The organism is Cyclobacterium qasimii M12-11B (genome assembly GCF_000427295.1).
GTDB classification, from domain to species: domain Bacteria; phylum Bacteroidota; class Bacteroidia; order Cytophagales; family Cyclobacteriaceae; genus Cyclobacterium; species Cyclobacterium qasimii.
In genome coordinates this window covers 88,258-108,826 of the sequence record NZ_ATNM01000123.1, presented here as the reverse complement: position 1 = coordinate 108,826, position 20,569 = coordinate 88,258, and the positions used below count along the sequence as shown (strand labels likewise).

Sequence of the window (20,569 nt, the reverse complement as noted above, 5' to 3'; positions counted from 1 at the left end):
TACGCTGGATTAAAGTCCTGTATAATTAAATGGAGTTATGTTCTTTAATTCCGCTTTTATTTCTTCCGAAACATCAAGTCCACCAATGAATTCGCTAATTGAATTTTGTGTGATCTTTTCGTGGGTTCGTGTAAGTGCTTTCAATGCCTCATAAGGTTTAGGAAACCCTTCTCTTCTGAGAACGGTTTGAATCGCTTCGGCCACTACCGCCCAGTTTTCATCCAGGTCTTTTTCTATGGCCGCCTGGTTCAGTTCCAACTTGCCTATCCCTTTATCCAAAGATAGGAAAGCAATTTGCATGTGTGCCAATGGAACACCTATTACCCGTAAAACAGTGCTGTCTGTTAAGTCTCTTTGCAGGCGACTGATAGGGAGTTTAGCAGATAAGTGTTCTAACAAAGCATTGGCTATACCTAAGTTGCCTTCTGCATTTTCAAAATCTATAGGATTTACCTTATGCGGCATTGCTGATGAGCCTACCTCTCCAGCTTTTATTTTTTGCTTGAAGTAATTCATGGCAACATATTGCCAAATATCTTTACTAAAATCAAGAAGTATGGTGTTGATCCTTTTCAGTCCATCAAAGTGCGCAGCAAAATGATCATAGTGTTCGATCTGAGTAGTTGGATAGCTTCTGCTCAGTCCCAAATTTTTTGAAACCAAGTCGTTTGCAAAGCTATTCCAGTCAATTTCAGGAAAAGCGACGTGGTGCGCATTCATATTACCGGTTGCTCCACCAAATTTCGCTGCGAAAGGAATGGCTTTTAGCAATTCCAATTGCGCAGAAAGGCGGCTAACAAATACTTCAAATTCCTTGCCCAGTCGGGTAGGGGATGCTGGTTGACCATGTGTTTTGGCCAACATCGGTACAGCTTTCCATTCTTCAGCTCGCGCTTGGATCTTTTCTTGAACTTGTAGCAATGCAGGCATTATGACATCCTTAACGCCATCCCTGTACATCATTGGCACTGCCGTATTGTTGATGTCTTGTGAAGTCAAACCAAAATGGATAAACTCTACTACACCCTCCAGACCCAAGGCTGTAAATTTATCCTTCAAAAAATACTCTACTGCCTTGACATCATGATTGGTTATTTTTTCAATGTCCTTGATAGCCTGCGCATCAGCTTCATTAAATTCCTTTTCAATAGATCTGATTAGCTCAAATTGTTCAGGTTTTACACTACTTAGCTGAGGAAGAGGTAATTCACAAAGTGCTATAAAATATTCAATCTCTACTTTTACCCTGTACCGAATCAATGCATATTCAGAAAAATAGGCCATTAATGGGCTGGTTTTAGAGGCATATCTGCCATCTATTGAAGAGATTGCGGTAAGTGGATTGAGTTTCATAATACGTGTATAATTCAATTGAGGCACAAAAATAATTGTTATTATTCAAAAGACGAGGCCAACATTGAAATAATATAAAATAAAAGGGACTTCTGTCTCCAGAAGCCCCTTAATTCGAGTTATGCAATAGAATAGCTATTTCATATTTCGAGTTGAAATAAGCATTATTGTATTTAATTAATAATTGGGATAGTTTCGTATCAATTGAATTCGAAGTGCCTCAGCTGAATTGCTGGCTGCCTGAACTTTCCCTCTAACAACAAGGGTGTAAATTCTTCCTTCCCTCAAGTTTACATCATTTAGACGTACGAGTTCATTCTGGTCATCCCCAGGAGATTTTAGGATAAGGTCTGTGTCTCCAGGATCAACATTGACAAAATCAGTGATTTCCATGTAGGGAAGACTTTCTATGATAGCATTTTCTTTGTCTCTTTGGTATAGCGCTACTTCCGGCCCATCTGAGGCCAAATGGACAAGCCTAATAAGTGCTTTTCCGCTAACAGGCAAATCCAGACTGTCTTCTACAAATAACGTAGTAAATTCATCTTCTTTTTCTGCAATGAAAAAGGAGTATACCTTTTCTACTTCAAGATTCACTGCAGTATCCAAAACTGATTGGCCTGATTCAGTGTCAATAAATGAAAAATTTCGGTCACCGGTAAAAAAATACCAATAGTCTATATAGTTACCGAAATCAAATGGTTTTCTGTCATAAACCGTACTGTCTACCTCGATTTGGATATCAGTATCTGCATTGGTTCCATTGTAGAAGGAAACGTATGCGGTTGGGGTATTCGGTGATTGATTGAGGTCATCATCGTTCACGTCCAGGCAAGAAAAAGTAAACGGAATCATCAACAACATTAAGAATTGTTTTCCCTTTAACCTTGGCCATTTCTTCAAATTATTAATTTGTGCATTCATACTGTTATAGTTGTTTAGTCTTATAATGCCAATACGAGAAGAAGCATTCAAGTGCTACACCTTGCTAATAAAAATGTTCAGGATAATAGGGGTAATAAATTACCTGCAATCATTGAGGAGTTAAACTTGACCAAGCAAAGGGGTTCTTTGGATTAGGTAGGTGAAGGCAATCATTGACTGATTTTGATTGTATTAAACATGATTAAGATCAGCTATTGCCTTTTTCAAGTTAAAGTTTGCTAACTATTTTTTCTCCTAATAGGTAATTGGAAAAGAGAATGTTAATTTTGCATGAATTGCTTTACAAACTATTCCGATTATTATAATGCTGTTTAAACTCTTCAAAAATAAAAAAAATGATCTCGAAAAAGACGATCATTACCTTACTCTAAGAATTAGAGAAACTGTTCAAGAAACATCTGATACGGTAACCATCTATTTTGATCAGCCGGATCCTATCATGGAATACCTTCCAGGTCAATTTCTTACCCTGATCGTTGAAATTAATGGGAAACAGGAGAGGAGATCATACAGTCTATCTACTTCACCTTTTATTGATCCGTTTCCTGGGATAACTGTTAAAAGGCTGGAGGGAGGTTTGGTCTCGAATTTTGTCAATGACACCTTTGTGCCAGGCAAAAGGGTCACGGTAATGAAGCCTTTAGGTCATTTTGTGTCAGATTACCATTCTCAAAACAACAGAAAATATGGGATGTTCGCTGGGGGAAGTGGAATTACGCCTGTTATGGGGATAATTAAATCGATTCTGGTCAATGAACCAAAATCTACAGTACACCTATTGTATTGCAGTCGGTCACAGGACATGATTATTTTTGATAAGGAATTAAAGGCACTTGCTGAAAAATATCCAGAGAAACTCTATGTGACTCACAATCTCACGCAGCCTCAACCAGGATGGGAAGGTGCTAAAGGAAGGCTAGATCAAGCCAAAGTGAATGAATTTTTCACTTCCCATTTTAATTCTTTTTCTGAGAATCAGCGCTTTTTTATCTGTGGACCAGAAGGGATGATGAAAACTGCTCAGGAAAGTTTGAGTGAACTTGAGGTGAAAAAGGAGTTTATACACAGTGAAAATTTCCACTTGGATAAAGTTGAAAACATAGAGGAGGAATCTCTTCAGGGTGTAATAGATAGACCTATCAAAATAGTATTGGAAGGTGAAGAATATACCTTTGATGTAGCTCCTGGAAAAACCATTTTAGAAGCGGGATTAGATGAAGGATTAAATATGCCTTATTCTTGTCAGAGTGGGCTTTGTACCGCCTGTCGTGGAAAATTGCTTTCCGGTGAAGTGAAAATGGATGAGGATGCGGGATTAAGTGAAAATGAAATCAAAGAAGGTTATATCCTTTGCTGTTCAGCCAAACCAACCAATTCTGAGGTAAAGATTCAAATCGACTAATGGATTCAGAAAATCAAGTTGAATTAATGAAAAAAGACTTTCGTGTTTTAGAGCGCAATGTCTTATTATTGATTGCTATTCCTTTGCCAATATTTGCTTTTGCCTATATGTATGTCACAAGTGGGAACCTGGAATTTAATTTACCGGAGCTTCCACAAGTGTTTAATTATGTAATTCTAGGGCTTGTTAGTGCGGTACTTGTGATGCAGCAAATTGCTTATACCAAAAGAATTAGGGTTATTAGGGGAAATACAGATGATCTCAATCAGAAAATAAAGGGCTATGCCAGGGCTATCTTTTTGAGGTATTGGCACTTGTTCTGGGTAGGTATTTTAAGTGCTTTTGGTTTATTTTTTATGAAAATCAAGGGTTCACAATTGCTTATGCGGTAACCTTAGTATTTGTTTCCTTGTCTAAACCCATGCCCAATAGGGTAGTAAGTGCTTTGCATTTAAAAGGAGACGAAAAAGAAATGGTGATGGAAATCCAAAAAAGGGATGAACTGGACTGAAAAATAAAATCGACAATCTTTCGTGATTGCTATCACGAAAGATTGTCGATTGCCTAATTATAGTTGTTGAATAGAAATATTACCTGATCCTACCTTTCCGCTAATCGTTGTGCTTTTTCCATTTTGAATATGGATAGCCTTATTGCCTGAGCGATTTCCTACCTTAATGTTCCCACTTCCGGCTCTCATCTCAAAGTTATAATCATTGATATCACTTGTGGTAGTGATTTGGATGTTGCCCGATGATCCATCCATACTTGTAGTCGTTCCAAGTCCGGCATGATCTGCCCTTATGTTGCCTGAAGTTATTTCCAGTCTACCGAGCTCTCCTATTTGATTCAATTTCATGTTGCCAGATGTGAGCTTTGCATTAAGCAATCCGGAAATTGCATTGGCCTTTAACTGCCCGCTAGTAGCTTTGAAATTCACGTTACCCTTAACATCTTCTATTGAAGCATTGCCAGAAGAAATCTTGCAATCCACATTACCCCTTAAATGGGCCAATTGAATATTCCCAGAAGAAGCTTTCAAAAGTAAATCGCCCTTAACATTAAAAATCTTTACTTGTCCTGAACTGGCTTCGATTTGATGGGAGGGTCCATCTACCCCGGATATTACTACTGAACCCGAGCTTGATTTAACAGACAGTTGCATGCTTGCTGGCCCATTTAATTTGATGTACCTTTTGTTACCTCGGTGTTCATTGGAGCCATTGTATGCAATTTTCAAAGTGTTACCAACTGTTATCATGACCAGATTTTTGTCTGCATTTTCTTCTTGACCTAGAAATGCTTCAAGATCAAGTTGTACAGCATCTTCCTTTCCTTCATATTGAATTTCAATGGATCCGGATTTTATTTCAAGTTTTTGAATTCCTGAAAAGGATTTATTAATGATCTCCTGACCTTTAGAAGATTCAATACCTACAAACAGTAAAGTAATGAGTAGGTAATAATATTTAGTGTATGACTTCATGGTGATTTGGGTTGTAGGTGATTAAAATACTAGTCCAAAGCTAAAAGGATGAAGATTTGGGTTTAAAGGTTGTTGAAATAAGGGGTTAAAGTCATAGGTGCTAAAGAAAGTAATGCTTCTAAAGCCAATCTCACCTCTGATCCCAAACCTGACATTATTTAAATAGCTTCCTGCTGAAGTTTTGTCTTTTTTTCTACCTGATCCACCAAGTTCTCTGTAGACGAATTTGCTTCTTCCACCCAGTCTGTATCCGGCATAAGGGCCAATGGCTACTCTTAGGCCGTCTCGACCACTATCGTTTAATTTCCCAAAGTCTAACCTGTACATGGTAAGTACGTTTAGATAAGAAGCCGACACCTTACTCTTGAAGCCATTGACATCTGTTCGATTGACAAAAGCTACACCGTCTTCTGTTCCTAATATTTGATAATTGGGATTGTCAAGTTTGAAATTGTACCAGCTTAGTCCCAAGCCAAAATCCCAGTACCTGCCTTTGGATAACTTTTGACTGGCCATCCAGTTCCAACCAATGTTCCAGCTGCCCCAGCCTTTTGGGCTATAAGCATTTCCATCTCCCGGGATATTTCCATTCTCAAATAAAGTATTGATACCTATATCAGTATTTATATAGGTTCGGAAGTCAGGATCTTTTCTTTTTTAGGACCAGTGATTAATTTTACTTTGGTGCGGTTACCCGTTTCATCTACTATTACCTTGTATCTTCCGACAGTTACTTCGGTCTCGTCAATGTCTTCATAGATGGTGACAATTTCTCTGTGCCCGTCTTTTTGCTTAATCTCTACAACTGTGAGCTCACCATCTTTCGTGGAAGTTGGCAAATCAAGCTCTTTTATTATTTGGTTGATGTCCATGTTTTTTAACCTTTCAAAATCGTCTGGGTTATCAATTACAAAAACCATTTTACCAGATTGACCAAATTCAACAATGATACTATCATTTAGGGGTTTGTCATCTGGCATTATCGGAGCAGCGAAAGCCACCTGAACCAATGCGATAAGTATTAAAGACATTAAATATTTTTTCATAGCTAGTTAGTTTTTCTTTTTATCACGTTTTGTTGTAAGAGAAGCGAATAGATTGTTCTTGGCATCCTGTAAACCTCCAAATCCTTCATCGACTTTTGTGAAAAAGCCACCTATTTTATTCTCAAGCCCTTCGACTAGTTTTTCTTTTTCTGGCTGTATAGCATAGCCATTAGATACTATTTTCACGCTATAATCGCCGTTGGTATCCTTTTTCTCTTCTTCCATCAAAGCAATGGTTGGATCAAAAGCATGTTGATTAATAGTAGGAGTTGTTAAGACATCCCTTTTTGGTGTGTCAATGTCTTCCAAAACCTGATGTCGTTGCTCCCGAGTACGTTCAGCTTTTGGTTCTGCCATTTTTTCTACAGCAAATGGTTCTGCTTTTTTGGTAGTGGGATTGTTCGGCGTTTCTATTTTTTTTGAACCTGTATGTGAATTTGCATCTGGTAATTTGTCCATTCCTTTTCCCATGATTTTGCGTGTCGGAGGAACACTGAAAGGTGTTTTTTCAATAAACTTAGTGTCACCTACTGATAAAGAAGCGATGTTTTTTAAGGTTTGATCTGTAGGTTGGTACATTAACCAACATGAAATTATAACCACAGCCGCAGCGGCTACCCATTTCCACCAAACGAGGATTACAGGCTTTTCTTTATTGTCCAGGCGATTAGACAATTTATCCCAAACGGCTGGTTCAGGTGTAACAGCATGATTGGCTAAGGTGCTTTTAAACAATTTGTCCAAATTATTTATTTTATCTGCCATTGCTTTTTATTTTAAATGAACTGGGTGCTATTTGCTTTTGTAGAAGTGACCTGGCTCTGCTGAGTTGAGACTTTGAGGTGTTTTCTGCGATCCCTAATAACTCGCTAATTTCTTTATGTGAATAGCCTTCTATGGCATAAAGGTTGAAAACTGTTCTATAGCCAACAGGAAGGGAAGCTACTAGTTTTAACAACTCCTGAGCTTCTATATTGCCAAAAAATTAGATTTGGAGAAACGATAGGGTCTTGACCCTCCCAATCTACTTCCATAAGCAACTTCTTGTTTTTTCTAAGGGTAAGCAAGGCTTGTGTTACCATAATTCTTTTCATCCACCCCTCAAAACTTCCCTCATGCCTATAGGTATTTAAACTTTGAAATATTTTCATAAAACCCTCAACCAGAACATCCTGAGCCAAATCAGGGTCTTTAATGTAGCGCAAACAAATGCTTAGAAATTTTCCAGAAAACTGATCATACAAACCTCGCTGACTTTTTCTGTCTCCTTTAAGGCAACCTTTGATCAGAGCGATCTCTTTATCTTTAAAGTTTTCTTTGGACGACATTTTTTATAGCTTTCAATAAGGTAGATACCTTTGAGCCAAAAAAGGTTGCATGCCAAAGGTGAAAAAATTAACAAAAATTAATGCATTTAAGTTTTATATATGTAAGAAATTGATATTCAGTAAATTGAATTTTAAAAGGAAGCTTTATAATCTATGATTATTTCAACATTACTCCATTCGTTTTCTTTCACAATTACTGGGTGAATGTAACTGTCAAGGTCAAAAATACTAGCGAAATATCCCTTCTCTTCTACGGTGAAAATGGAATATTTGCCTGGCGGAAGTTTTACTGAGAATTCACCCTCATTGTTCGTTTCTACCGAGGCTACTAGAGGAGTCTCAATGTTTCCAAAAAGATAATCACCTAAACTGGCCTCATTAATGTGCGTAAGTTGATGGATTTGGATTGTTCTTTTGACAGGCTTCTTAGCCGCTGGAGAAAAAGAGGTAGATGTGTCACCTGTAGCCTGAGGCATTTGATTTCCCTCTACCCAATATATTTGCCCTTTAATTCCCTGAGTACTTATTTTATTGGTTTTACATGAACTGAATAAAAAAGTAAAAGTATACAGCCGTATATTAAATTAGAATATTTATTCATCAGGAATTAGTTAAAATTAGTTTACCATTGTACCAATGGAAACCTTATCGCTAAATACCTGAAAATAAAACAAAGGACTCCAGGTATTCTGGACTTATGGTGTTCCAATCAAACTTTTCTTTCAAAATTCCGGCCAATTCTTCACGGGCCTTAGGCTCACCATGTATTAAGAAGGTAAATTTAGGTTTTGCAATGAAATTGTCACACCAATCTACCAACTCCTTTTGGTCAGCGTGTGCCGACAATCCATCTATGAAATAAGTTTTTGCTTTCACGGGAACGGCAATTCCATAGATCCAGCATGTTTCGTCTCCTTCCAGGATTTTACGGCCTCTTGTCCCTTCTGCTTGATAGCCTACAAAGATTACACTGTCTTCTTTGTTGGGTAAACGGTGATAAAGGTGGTGCAAAATCCTGCCTCCAGTAGCCATTCCACTGGCTGAAATGATTATAGCATGGCTTTTAATATTGTTTAAGCTTATTGAAGACTCCTGATCCCTGTAATAGTGGAGGTTTTTGTGATGAAAAGGATTGGATTCATAATTTTCTAATGAGGGTGCCAAATGATGGTATTCGGGAAATTTCTTGTATAACCCTGTGACGTCAATGGCCATAGGACTGTCAACATAGATAGGGATCTGAGGTATAAGTCCTTTTTGCTGCAAACGGTGGAGGTAAAACAGCACCATTTGAGTTCTACCAACAGCAAAAGAAGGGATAATTGAAACGCCACCATTGTTGCAAGTGTCGCGAATTACCTTTCCAAATTGCCTGTCTATTTCAATTGATTCATTGACCCTATCACCATAAGTGGACTCTAAAAAGAGCACATCAGCCAAGGGGATTTCTGCAGGAGGATTTAAAATTGGATCCTTGGATCTTCCGAGATCGCCCGAAAACACAATGCTCTTTTCTTGGTTGTCTCCTTTGATTTGTAATTTCAATATGGCAGCGCCAAGTATATGCCCGGCATTATAGGCTACCAAACTCAAGCGTTCATCGATTTTAACTTCCTGATTGAATGATATGGGACGCAAATTTGGAAAAACTTTTTCCGCATCTTCTCTTGTGAATAATGGCTCGGGATTTTCATGTTTGGAATAACCCTTTTTTCTCGCAAACCTGGCTTCTTCTTCCTGCAATTTTCCTGCATCCAATAACAGGATCTTTACCAATTCGAGGGAAGCTTCAGTAAGGTAGATTGGGCCATTAAAGCCTTCCTTAATAAGCTTGGGTAAATATCCTGAATGGTCAATATGTGCGTGAGTTAATAATACTACGTCTATTGAATCTGGAGTTATGGGGAATGTTTCCCAATTTCTTAATCTGTTCTCTTTTACGCCTTGAAACAAACCACAATCCACGAGAACTCTGAGAGCGCCTATTTCCAGGAAGAACCTGGAACCAGTTACTGTACCTGCAGCTCCTAGAAATTTTACTTTTACATCCATAGCTTTCACATTTTGAAACTTTTGTCAGCCTTTACCAATTTATGGATTTAGACTTTGTTCCATATGTAAAATATAGTTTTATTCCCTTCAAACCTAGGTTTTCAAGGAAAAGTTACTAGTGCTTTTCCTTTAATTGATAATTAAAGGAGTGTAGGTGTTAATGTCTATCAATATGACTAGATGTAACCCCAAATTGATTAATGAACATTTTGGTTTTAGCGGCTAATTTATCATGAGTAAGATCCTTGTCCCTTGGGTTGATATGAACATGTGGTGAGTTTCTTACCTCTTCATAAAATGATCCGGCTTACAAATTTTAAGGTTTACCTTTTCACGTCAATTTACCTTAACCATTAGCTGAATTTCTATTTTTCCATAAAATAACTATCCTTATAAATGGCACGAGAGAGACTGTCTGCTGACGATTGCTTATGGTCATTGATACAGTTTAAGCAAAGAAGTCCGTTTTCATTGAACACCCAATAGTTTCGGTTGTTAACGTCTCTGCTTTTGTACCCATCCTGTCCAAAGCTGTATTTTATTATTGACAGTAGTTTTCGATCAATAACAAAAGCTTTGTTTTGAGGAATGAACAAGGTTTGATCCAAACGCTGCATCCTGAATTTAGTTGAGTCAGGAAATGAAAGGCTTTTGTCAAAAACAAGGACACTGTCTGTAAGGGCTAATTCATAAGATACTTTGGAAGCATTCTCAATGGCATCCTTATTGTTAGCGCCTTTTGAAATAAATTTCTGACTGACAATCATTTCATTCTTTTCATTGCCTTTTAGCTGAAGTTTTACGAGGCCAAGTTCACCTTCATCGATTCCACTCCTATCCGCAGTCAATACCAGGATTCCCTCAGGCGTATCCATGGTTTGGTCTACAGTGAAACTTCCTTCCGATTTAAACTGGCCTATTATTTTGGGTGCTTGAAAAGCCCCTGCTAGAATACACATGATCCAAATACCAAAGATCACCAAGCCAAACCTACCATCTATCAGGTTCCTTTTAATCAATACACTTATCCCTAATAGCACCAACACGATACTGGGAATAAACACAATTATGGATAAGGCTATGGCCAACCATACAGGAAGTAGTTCGGCAATGGTATTAATCGGAAACCCTTCAAACATCCCCGACCAATCGTTGTTTGAAAGCATCTCTGTATAAAGGCCCAAAAAAGCCAGTGGGACAATAAGTATGACCATTCCAAATGTGAAAATGATAAGGCCGAAAATCACCCTAACAATGGCCAGTAGAAAAGAGCCAAATGGTCCAAGGGCTTTTCCCAATAGATTAATTGCGCTACCTAAAAACCGAAAAGGAGCGAGCAATAGTTTTTTTTGAAGTGGATTCTTCTTTTGTGTTTTCAGTGGATAGATTTTGCTGAATGGTGGTTTCGATATTACTCAAAGTTATCGCACCACCCTTCATTTCAATCCTTTCTGTGATGGACTTGGCCATGGGCGTGATAATCCAAAGTATAAAGTAAAGAACGAAACCAGATCCGCCTGCAAAGGTTAGCCCGACAAATGCCAAGCGAACCCAAATTACATCGATATCGAAATAGGCAGATAAACCGCTACCCACACCTCCTAAGACCCTGTCATCTGGGTTTCTGTACAGCTTTTTGATGTTTTTGTCTTCCGGTTTATCATAGGAAACAGGGAGTATGATCCATAATAAGATATAAGCTATTATTGTCCACCAACCAATTGCTGTGTCTATTTCAAATCCTTCCGAAAAAAATGGAAGATGAAGTCCATTAAAATGTAAGCCTCCGCTAAACAACAATAATATTGTGATGAGCCTTGCCCATAATGGGTCGATGGAGAAGTAGTGCGCAAATCCGGCGCAAACGCCACCCAGAATCTTGCCGTTGACAAGCCTAGTTAATTTTTTATAACCCTTGCCCGCATTTTGTTCAGGTGGAGTTACATACTTATAAAAATCATTGCCCGATTCCTCAGTTTGTGGCTCTTCTGTACCCATGTCTTGTTCAATAGCTTTGAAATCTGCTATTGTACCCATTTTCTGGATAAGATTGGAGACGTTATCTGCTGTGATTACTTGCTTGTTGTTTTTTAGGTTACTGAGAAAAATTTCTGCGATCCTATTTTCAATATCGGTAATGATTTCTTGATTACCCTCATAATGAGAAAAATGTTGGTTGATTGCATCTAAATAATTCTTTAATGCAGTATATCCATCTTCTTCAATATGGAAAAGAATGCCACTGATATTTATGCTTATTGTCTTTTTCATGATTTAAATGACTAAGGTCAAGAAAATAAATTATAATAGCTTGATAGAAGCTACTCCTTTTTAGCTTTCGTTGTAATTTGATTGACGGAGGTATCAAGATCTTTCCATGTTTTATGAAGATCATTTAAAAACTCCAACCCTTCGGGTGTAATAGAATAATATTTTCGAGGAGGACCTAAATCAGATTCCACCCATTTGTAGGATGCCAGGTTGCTGTTTTTGAGCCTATTTAATACGGGGTATAATGTTCCTTCTACAATCAACATTTGAGCAGTCTTTAGCTCTTCTATCAAATCAGTGGCATAGACTTCTCCTCGAGAGATGATATGTAAAATGCAGAATTCCAATATCCCTTTCCGCATCTGGGTTTGGGTGTTTGAAGCTTTCATGTTTTTTATTAAAAGAAATGTTTTTATTAAAGTCACTTTTTTGATAATTATTAATTCCAGTTAGAAAAATAATACCAACTTCTTATTGACTAGTGGGTAATACCAAATTCCATAGTAATCAGAGGTCATTCTAAAGCCTGTAATTGTGTCAAAATGCGTTATTTTTCGTTTTAAAAGCAGATTACAGTAGAATTAATTAAAGTGGTAATTATTTCCTTTTTTTTCAATTTCAAAAGGACCGTCATAAATTCCGCCGTGAATGTGATGGCATCGAACAGTTTATTGTTCACAATTGGACAATCCCGAACAAAACCTTCAATAATTTTTCAATTTCAAAATATTTACAATGGTTTTTTCTTTTTACTTTGCGAAAGAATTATTATTTAAACTCATGTTTAGTAGGGCAAATTTTTGTGTGTTGGTGGGGATTTTGCTGTCTGGAGCTGTAGGAGCCCAGGGAATTGCTCCCAAATATTCCAACGAATTCATGAACATTGGAATTGGGGCCAGGGCCCTAGGAATGGCAGGTGCCCAAGTGTCTGCCGTGAACGATGTCACAGCCGCGTATTGGAATCCTGCCGGCTTATTGGGCATCAAGCATGAACACGAATTTTCTTTAATGCATGCAGAATATTTTGCAGGAATTGCAAAATTTGATTTTGCAGGTTACTCTACAAATATTCAGGAAGACAATCAGATAGCTGTTTCTTTAATTAGGTTTGGTGTAGATGATATTCCCGACACGAGGTTTTTATACGATGCCAATGGTGCATTGAATTATGATAATATACAGTTTTTTAATGCTGCTGATTATGCTTTGGTACTTTCTTTTGCACGCGATATAAGTGATTATTTTAAAATGGGGGTTAATGCCAAGGTGATTCACCGGAATGTCGGCAAATTTGCCAAGGCTTGGGGCTTTGGTTTAGATTTTGGCGCCATTTATATAGAAAATGGTTGGCGAGTTGGTTTAATGGCCAGAGATATTACCACCACCTTTAATGCCTGGTCTCACAATGCTGAATTGGTGAGGGAAATATACGCTCAAACACAAAATGAAATACCTATAAATAGTATTGAGCTAACTCTGCCCAGGGCTACTTTAAGCCTATCTCGGAGTTTTGAGCTTACTAGCGAGGTTGATTTATTGGCCGTACTGGATTTGGATCTTACTTTTGATGGACAAAGAAATACCTTGTATGGTAGCGACCTCTTTAATTTGTCACCTAAGTTTGGAATGGAACTGGATTATCGACAATCTGCTTTTTTTAGAGTTGGGGTTGGGAATATGCAATCCCTGAGAGATTTTGATGGCTCTAAATATACTTCGGTCCAACCTGGATTTGGTCTAGGGTTCAGGGTTAGTGAGGCCGTTTTGGTGGACTATGCACTTACCGATATTGGAAGTATATCAGAAACCCCCTATTCTCATGTTTTCAGTGTAAAAGTTTCTCTTAATCCGTTAAAGTCTGGTTTTAGGTTATATGATGGCTTGTAGAAAAAACAAAACCAGGATATTCCGTACTGCCTTATTGGTGGCAGGTATGTTTGTGCATTTTTTTGTAAATGGTCAGTCTAGCCAATGGTTGAATTATGACCGTGACTATTATAAAATCCCCACTTATGCTGATGGTGTTTACAGGTTGAGTTATACGACACTTTCTGCATCAGGAGTTTCAATGGATGGTTTGGACCCTCGAGAAATTAAAGTTTTTCATAGGGGTGAGGAAGTAGCGGTCTATGTTAGTGGTCAGCAAGACGGCTCTTTTGATCAAAATGATTATTTGGAATTTGTTGGCAAAAGGAATGACGGAACCTTAGATAAATTATTGTATGAGGATGAATCCTGGATGACTAACCCTCATTATAATACCTATAATGACACTACGGCTTATTTTCTTACTATCGCCCCTGGGACAGTGGGGAAACGCATGGCTTCACCATCCGCTGGTGAAGGATTGGAGCAAGTAAGTACTTACAAATTAGTGGCATTGCAACAGTTTTCAGAGGATTATACGATGGGAAGAGAGTATTTTCCAGGTGTTCGATTGTCTAAATATGACCTAGGCCAAGGTTGGACTTCATCAAGTATTTCCAAAGGACGAAGTAGAACTTTAATATTCGATGGACTTGGGCAAGTCGTAAGTGGTGGTGTGGCCCCAGAGCTAACCCTTAGTTTGGTAGGGCGGTCAGAGACCTCTCATAAGGCTTCTGTTGCCATTGGCCCTACAGCGAATAGCTTGAGAGAGATAGGACAATTTACTTTTGAGGAATATGAAAATCTAGTAGTGAGTGAAGCGCTTCTATTAACTGATTTTTCAGAGGCCGGTGATTTTTTCATTAAAGTAACCGCCATGGGAGTAGACAATGGTCTGGATAACATTTCCATCAACTATGCTCAAATAGATTATAACTCAGCGAATGTTTCGGGAGACTTTGAATTGAAAACATTTGAGTTTAATGAAGCCAATAAGGCTTTGGTTATAAAAGAAGTGAATGAGGATTATAATGCATACAATATTGCAGACTTTAATAATCCTGTAAGGTTAGAAATTAAGAAGTCAGGCAATGAATTATATGTTCCTACCGGTGATGGGGCAAGCGAAGTTTTGGTTCAAAATCAAAGTAATGTAATCGAGTTAAATGTTTTAGAGAAGGTGAGGTTTAGAGATTTGCTCAATCAACAAGCCAACTTCATTATTATTTCACATGAGCTATTGAGGGAGCCGGCGGACAATTATGGCGATCCGGTAGGTGCCTATGCCGCTTATAGAGCTACTCCGTTGGGGGGAGGTTTTGACACGCTTACCGTTAATGTCCAGGATTTATATGATCAGTTTTCCTTTGGGGAAAAGTCTCCCCTAGGAATTCGCCGTTTTTTAGAGCTTTATCAACAGCAATTTGTTCCCGAAAACGTTTTGTTAATTGGGAGAGCTTATGGGATGATAAATACACGAAGGACTTCTGGAGTCACGTATTTTTATAGGAATAACCCCTCCGTTTTTACTTTTCAAGAGCTAGTTCCAACTTTTGGGTTCCCTTACTCTGACAATCGTTTTGTGATAGGCTTGGATCCCTCGAAACCTCTGGAGAGAAAAATAAGTGTTGGGCGTATACCTGCCCGAACACCCAATGATGTTGGGGCCTATTTGGATAAAATAAAAGAAAAAGACGCATTGGGAGTTTCTGAACCTTGGCAAAAAAATCTGATGCACCTCAGTGGCGGAAGGTCAGCTTTTGAACTCGAGAGGTTTTATAATTTTCTCAATGGTTTCAAAGTGACCGCTGAGGATGTTTATTTAGGAGGGAATGTGGAGACCATTAGAAAAAGGTCAAATGCTACCACAGAATTGATTAACGTTTCAGATGAGGTGAATGATGGGGTCAGTCTGGTGACTTTCTTCGGGCATGCAGCTCCTTCTACCACAGATATAGACATTGGCTTTGCAAGCGTAAATGAAATGGGGTATAGGAATAAGGGCAAATACCCTGTTTTGCTTCTAAATGGTTGCGATGCAGGAAATGCATTTGGAGACGCATATACTTTTGGAGAGGATTGGATCATTACGCCAGACCGCGGAGCTTCTAATTTTTTAGCACATGCAGATATCGGTATAGATGTTTATTTGAGGAGGTATAGCGAATCATTTTACAATACCGCATTTGCAGATTCAAGCATGATTTATCAGAATTTAGGTAAAGTTAAGCTCAAAGCAGAAGAATTATTTTACTCAAGGTATGGATCATCAGAAGTTAACCAATCCCACGCCAATCAGATTATAATGTTGGGGGATCCTGCTGCTAGAATTTTCCCAGCAAATAAAGCTGACTATGCCATTTATGCAGACGACATAGAATTGGGTGGAGTCAATGATCAAGTCCTGAATTCTCTTTCTGATACCTTGGAGTTGACCATTCCAATTAGAAATTTAGGAATCGTTGATTTGGGTGAAGTGGATATTGACGTCAGGCGTCAGTTGCCTGATGGTACGGTTATAACCCTGCCTATAAATTCTATAGAGCCTATATTTAGGCTCGATACCTTGATTCTTGCTATACCCAATTCTGGTATAAATTCATTCGGAGACAATGTGTTCACTATTACGGTGAATAAAAGTCGTGAGATTGAAGAAATGACTTATGCCAACAACGCTGTTTCGGTGACGTTTTTTGTACCGTTGAGCGGGACCTTAAACCTGTACCCTCATGATTTTGGCATTGTTAATGAGACTAATTTAGAATTAATTGCTCAAATACCAGGTCTGGCAACTGAGCAAAGAAACCTTATAATTCAACTTGATACTGCATCGGACTTTTCCAGCCCAAAGAGACAAGAGGTTAGAGTAACTACAAATAACCTGGCCAGATGGGATGTGAATTTATTTGAAGGTATTCCAAAAGTAGATTCACTTACTTATTATTGGCGTACAAAATTTTCAGCACCTAGAGAAGGCGAAGATGTTTCGTGGAAAGAAAGTAGCTTCTCCTATATTGAAGAGGGCCCGGAAGGGTGGACTCAAAGGAAGTTGCCACAGTTTTTGGACAATCAACTTTCGAATATAAATATTTCTCTTTCGGATCAAAATTGGCAGTTTCAAGATACAGCCTTAAATATTGATATTTTTACCTTTGGATCAGAGAATGAGGGCTACAGAGTGGAAAACACCCAAATAATGCTCGATGGGGTAGCCTATATTTTGGACACTTTTAATCGTTTTTGCCCTAATGGTACGCTTGGATTAATGGCTTTTGATCACAGGACATTAGAGCCCTACTTACCTGTTCCTTTGGTTACCGTAGATGTTTTGGATTCTCGATCTTGTGGAAGGGTGCCACAAGTTATTCAAAGTATTTCCAATATAAACATTACGGGAGAGGGGAGAACAATGCTTCTTGATTTTGTAGATGGTGTGAATGAAGATGATTATGTCGTTATCTTTTCTGTTGGACGGGTGACATTTTCAGATTGGCCAGATGAAGCCTATTTTAAACTTAAGGAGTTAGGCGCAAATGAAGCTACTTTGAGGAATTTAGAAACTGGTGATCCCTATATACTTTTTGGAAGAAAGGGGATGAAAGCTGGAGAGGCGATTGAGGTTGTTCCGACGGTTGATGATGATGTCTCACGAGATGCTCAGGTAATTTCATTTGAGACAGATATTCAAGGATATTTCCCTACAGGTAGTATTTTATCACCAAAAGTTGGCCCAGCATCAGATTGGGTAAGCTTTTTTAATGAAGTAAAAAGTAAGGACTTGTTTGATCCGTCACTAAGTGCTATGGATGTGGTAGGTGTGACTCCAGATGGTGGGGAAGTGTCTTTGCTGCAAGATGTTGATGTCGAAACAGTTGATCTTTCTAGCTTTGATGCCTTAAGCTATCCCTTCCTTAGGTTACGCTATTCTTTAGAAGACTTACCTGACAAGAGATTACCTCAATTGTCCAAATGGCAGGTTGCCTATACCGGAGTTGCCGAAGGAGTATTGATTCTAAAAGATCAACGCAAAGAAGTGATTTTAAATGAAGGGGAGCAGGATCAGTTAGCATTTGAATTTATCAATATTTCTAAACATGATTTTTTTGATTCTATACAGGTAGACTATTCTTTTTATAATATTGACCAGCGAAAGATAACCCGAGAGACAACAAAAATACCTGCAGTGAAAGCTGGAGAGTCATCGGTTTTCACGATTGATTTTGATTCGAAAGGTAAGTCAGGTGATAATTCATTGAACGTATTTGTCAACCCCAGAATATTAACAGAGCAAATTTATACGAATAATGTAATGGATTTGCCCAAGTATTTTAAGGTGAAAGGTGACGATTTAAATCCTGTTTTAGACGTGAACTTTGATGGGAAATATATAATGAATGGAGACATTGTATCCCCAACAGTGATTATTTCTACTAAGGTAAAGGATGAGAACAAAATTGCCTTGAAACAAGATACTTTGGGTATGGAATTAATGCTTCGGGAGCCTTGTGAAGCCTGCGATTTTGAGAGAGTAAGTTTCAGTAATGCCAGGGTTAAATGGTTTGAGGCAACAGAAAATGCAGATTTTACGATAGAATTTCAGCCTGGGCCATTAGAAGATGGTATTTATACGCTGAGAATTAATGCCAGTGATGGAGCAGGGAATAGTGCTGGCACAGTGCCATATGAAGTTAGTTTTGAGGTGATTAATGAAAGCCAAATCACTAATTTTTACCCCTATCCAAATCCCTTTAGTAGTAGTGTGAGGTTCGTATTTACCCTTACTGGAGCAGAAATCCCTGATGAAATTAAAATTCAAATCATGACCATAACTGGTAAAGTGGTGAAAGAAATCTTTCAGGATGAACTTGGTCCAATTACTATCGGGAACAATATTACAACCTATGCTTGGGATGGAAAAGATGAATTCGGGGATCAATTGGCAAATGGGGTCTATATATATAGGGTTTTGGTAAGGAAAAATGGCCAATTTATGGAGCATAGAAACACTTCAGCAGATAAAGCATTTAAGAAGGGCTATGGTAAAATGTACCTACTTCGCTGATTTATCCAGATAAAAAGTTACCATGTCATTCTCTGTAACCGAACTGACCTGAGGGGAATTGCTAAGCTCTTTTTTAAGACTGTCCGTATGAAAAAGAACTATAATTGCAGAACCATTTAACAGGGATGCAATGTTTTTTTGGAGTTCTGCTTTCGTCTCGGATTTATTGAGTGGGTAATTCTTCCCTTCAACAAAACGATTTTTGGGCGCTATTTGGAAAACGTCCATCGTTGAAAAAGAAAGCATGATTTTTTCAGGAGCGTCTGTGATAATCTGTCGCTGTAACCCCAATATCGCCTCAATCGATTTTTTTTCACTACTTCTATCAAATTTTTTCCGCTAAGAAAAGAGAGGATACATCGTTTCTCTGCCATATCATATAGTGGCCTACCGAAGTATGGGCAGTAATGAAAAAGGCAAAAATGACTATTGTATTTCTTTTATGATTTTGAATCAGATACATCCAAAAAGCAAATGAGAGAACAAGAAGATGCGGGAATAAGGTCCTAAAGTTAATTTCTTTGTAGCCAATGTATTGCTGAAAACTGATGAAAAACAGACTGTAAATAAGGCTGATTAATAGGAGCTTGAAAATAGGGTTTTCAAAACTTTTACGAAATTTTGTTAAGTAAAATGATTGTAAAAAATGCTTAAACAGCCAAATGAAAATGCGATTGGTAATGGTATATATTGGGTAACAAGATCAGAGAAAAGGATTCCAATACTCACCTGAAAAAAAGAAGATATATTTTCATAAAGTAGAACTGCTGGCGAAACTTGATCGGGTTGAAGAAGTACTTGGTTAGATAGGTGTAGGTCTAATATATTATCAGGGAGCATCCATCTGTAGCTGAGCCAAGAAATAATTATTGCCCCAATGACATAGGTCCACTTTTTTTCTTTGCTTATTAATACCCAGAGGGTCAGCAGTGGAATTAGAAACAATGTGTTCAATTTCACCCAAACCATTAATGCGGACAGGCAACTGATTAATATAAAGTATCTTTTGCTTCTCTCTTCTTTCCAAACAAAAAGATATACCCAAAGTAATAACATAATATAAAAATGGCTGTCAGCATGTGCCCTGCCCAAAACTCTAAAAGACCACCAAGAGAGTATCGTTATTCCGAATGCAAGCAAATAATTTGTTTTGTTTTGTTCGGATTTATTGGAGATTTTGAAGATTAAGTAAAATGCCAATAAAAACATTAGGATTCCAGATACCATTATTCGGTCAAAAGCAGACAGAAGTGAGAATGGAAACAAAGAAAGGATAAAACCATAAAATGGGGACAAGGTGGTCAAATCAGTGCCTTTCCCTTGGATCATGTTAAAGTATCCAATGGTATCTGGCGTTATATAAGACCCATATTTCCAAAAGTCAAGAACAGCACCGGTGAGAATAGCTGAAAAAAGTAGTAATAAAGGGTAAAGAGTACTTTTGGATAGTTTTTTTTCCACATTCGGTTCTATTTCACACATAATTAACTTTTTGATGAAATGAGGTTTTGTGAAATTTTGACGCAGATCAATTTTAGATGTCGCCTATTTTTATCATGATGAAGACAAATATTGTTATATCTCTCGATTTTTAGTCATTTCACCACAAAATTGAAAGTTCATTTATCAATTCACATTAAAGTTATCAATATTAATTAGGTGGATGAAAAAAATAAGTTTTTAAATTCAACTGCTACTTTGCTAAACTTAATTGCAGGGTTGGGTGGGGATTAAAAAGGGTATTGTAGCATCGGCTAG

General features: G+C 37.9%; 17 protein-coding genes and 1 pseudogene. 4 read left to right on the top strand and 14 right to left on the bottom strand.

Annotated features, from left to right (window positions below):
• Window positions 1-9: 9 nt before the first annotated feature.
• The gene (gene purB, locus ADICYQ_RS15025) at window positions 10-1,353 is read right to left on the bottom strand and encodes an adenylosuccinate lyase (protein WP_020889518.1); all 1,344 of its coding nucleotides are present in this window, start codon (window positions 1,351-1,353) and stop codon (window positions 10-12) included.
• 177 nt (window positions 1,354-1,530) lie between these two features.
• Complete coding sequence (locus ADICYQ_RS15020) at window positions 1,531-2,277, bottom strand: DUF4397 domain-containing protein (protein ID WP_020889517.1); 747 nt, start codon at window positions 2,275-2,277, stop codon at window positions 1,531-1,533.
• A gap of 325 nt (window positions 2,278-2,602) precedes the next feature.
• On the opposite strand from ADICYQ_RS15020, the gene ADICYQ_RS15015 reads away from it, so the two are divergent.
• Together ADICYQ_RS15015 and ADICYQ_RS15010 are read left to right on the top strand one after the other, a co-directional pair.
• Complete coding sequence (locus tag ADICYQ_RS15015; RefSeq protein WP_020889516.1) at window positions 2,603-3,700, top strand: ferredoxin--NADP reductase; 1,098 nt, start codon at window positions 2,603-2,605, stop codon at window positions 3,698-3,700.
• Window positions 3,701-3,726: 26 nt separating this feature from the next.
• Window positions 3,727-4,092 (top strand): hypothetical protein, encoded by a 366-nt coding sequence (locus tag ADICYQ_RS15010; protein ID WP_161625604.1) that lies wholly within the window; start codon window positions 3,727-3,729, stop codon window positions 4,090-4,092.
• 176 nt (window positions 4,093-4,268) lie between these two features.
• Here ADICYQ_RS15010 and ADICYQ_RS15005 read toward each other — a convergent pair whose 3' ends face one another.
• The 10 genes and pseudogenes from ADICYQ_RS15005 to ADICYQ_RS14970 all read right to left on the bottom strand — a co-directional run bounded on the left by ADICYQ_RS15005 (window position 4,269) and on the right by ADICYQ_RS14970 (window position 12,272).
• Window positions 4,269-5,186, bottom strand: a complete 918-nt coding sequence (locus ADICYQ_RS15005; RefSeq protein WP_020889514.1) for a DUF4097 family beta strand repeat-containing protein — start codon at window positions 5,184-5,186, stop codon at window positions 4,269-4,271.
• 21 nt (window positions 5,187-5,207) lie between these two features.
• Window positions 5,208-5,702 (bottom strand): outer membrane beta-barrel protein, encoded by a 495-nt coding sequence (locus tag ADICYQ_RS29800; protein WP_020889513.1) that lies wholly within the window; start codon window positions 5,700-5,702, stop codon window positions 5,208-5,210.
• A gap of 107 nt (window positions 5,703-5,809) precedes the next feature.
• Complete coding sequence (locus ADICYQ_RS29795) at window positions 5,810-6,232, bottom strand: hypothetical protein (RefSeq protein ID WP_020889512.1); 423 nt, start codon at window positions 6,230-6,232, stop codon at window positions 5,810-5,812.
• A gap of 6 nt (window positions 6,233-6,238) precedes the next feature.
• The gene (locus ADICYQ_RS14995) at window positions 6,239-6,997 is read right to left on the bottom strand and encodes a hypothetical protein (RefSeq protein WP_020889511.1); all 759 of its coding nucleotides are present in this window, start codon (window positions 6,995-6,997) and stop codon (window positions 6,239-6,241) included.
• Window positions 6,987-7,560, bottom strand: a pseudogene (locus ADICYQ_RS14990) (RNA polymerase sigma factor). The gene ADICYQ_RS14995 and the pseudogene ADICYQ_RS14990 overlap by 11 nt, the downstream one beginning before the upstream one ends.
• Window positions 7,561-7,691: 131 nt before the next feature.
• Window positions 7,692-8,036, bottom strand: a complete 345-nt coding sequence (locus tag ADICYQ_RS14985; RefSeq protein WP_020889508.1) for a carboxypeptidase regulatory-like domain-containing protein — start codon at window positions 8,034-8,036, stop codon at window positions 7,692-7,694.
• A gap of 175 nt (window positions 8,037-8,211) precedes the next feature.
• On the bottom strand, window positions 8,212-9,612 hold the full coding sequence (locus ADICYQ_RS14980; RefSeq protein WP_020889507.1) for an MBL fold metallo-hydrolase RNA specificity domain-containing protein: 1,401 nt from the start codon (window positions 9,610-9,612) through the stop codon (window positions 8,212-8,214).
• A 365-nt stretch (window positions 9,613-9,977) separates the two neighbouring features.
• Window positions 9,978-10,910 (bottom strand): hypothetical protein, encoded by a 933-nt coding sequence (locus tag ADICYQ_RS29785; protein WP_020889506.1) that lies wholly within the window; start codon window positions 10,908-10,910, stop codon window positions 9,978-9,980.
• A 13-nt stretch (window positions 10,911-10,923) separates the two neighbouring features.
• Window positions 10,924-11,883, bottom strand: coding sequence for a PspC domain-containing protein (locus tag ADICYQ_RS29780; protein WP_020889505.1), 960 nt, complete (start codon window positions 11,881-11,883; stop codon window positions 10,924-10,926).
• 50 nt (window positions 11,884-11,933) lie between these two features.
• Entirely contained in the window at window positions 11,934-12,272 is a 339-nt protein-coding gene (locus ADICYQ_RS14970; protein ID WP_020889504.1) for a PadR family transcriptional regulator, read from the bottom strand.
• Window positions 12,273-12,663: 391 nt separating this feature from the next.
• Here ADICYQ_RS14970 and ADICYQ_RS14965 point away from each other — a divergent pair, with 391 nt between their 5' ends.
• Together ADICYQ_RS14965 and porU2 are read left to right on the top strand one after the other, a co-directional pair.
• Window positions 12,664-13,770 carry a putative type IX sorting system protein PorV2 gene (locus tag ADICYQ_RS14965; RefSeq protein ID WP_040416541.1) on the top strand — a complete coding sequence of 369 codons (1,107 nt, stop codon included), beginning with the start codon at window positions 12,664-12,666 and terminating at the stop codon, window positions 13,768-13,770.
• Window positions 13,757-18,811 carry a putative type IX secretion system sortase PorU2 gene (gene porU2 / locus ADICYQ_RS14960; protein WP_040416503.1) on the top strand — a complete coding sequence of 1,685 codons (5,055 nt, stop codon included), beginning with the start codon at window positions 13,757-13,759 and terminating at the stop codon, window positions 18,809-18,811. The genes ADICYQ_RS14965 and porU2 overlap by 14 nt, the downstream gene beginning before the upstream one ends.
• Here the strand turns inward: porU2 and ADICYQ_RS14955 are convergent.
• Both ADICYQ_RS14955 and ADICYQ_RS14950 read right to left on the bottom strand, forming a co-directional pair.
• Window positions 18,800-19,102 carry a hypothetical protein gene (locus ADICYQ_RS14955; protein WP_020889499.1) on the bottom strand — a complete coding sequence of 101 codons (303 nt, stop codon included), beginning with the start codon at window positions 19,100-19,102 and terminating at the stop codon, window positions 18,800-18,802. The two genes, porU2 and ADICYQ_RS14955, sit on opposite strands and share 12 nt — an antisense overlap.
• Before the next feature lie 333 nt (window positions 19,103-19,435).
• Window positions 19,436-20,293, bottom strand: coding sequence for a DUF8201 family protein (locus ADICYQ_RS14950; RefSeq protein WP_040416500.1), 858 nt, complete (start codon window positions 20,291-20,293; stop codon window positions 19,436-19,438).
• Window positions 20,294-20,569 lie beyond the last annotated feature (276 nt).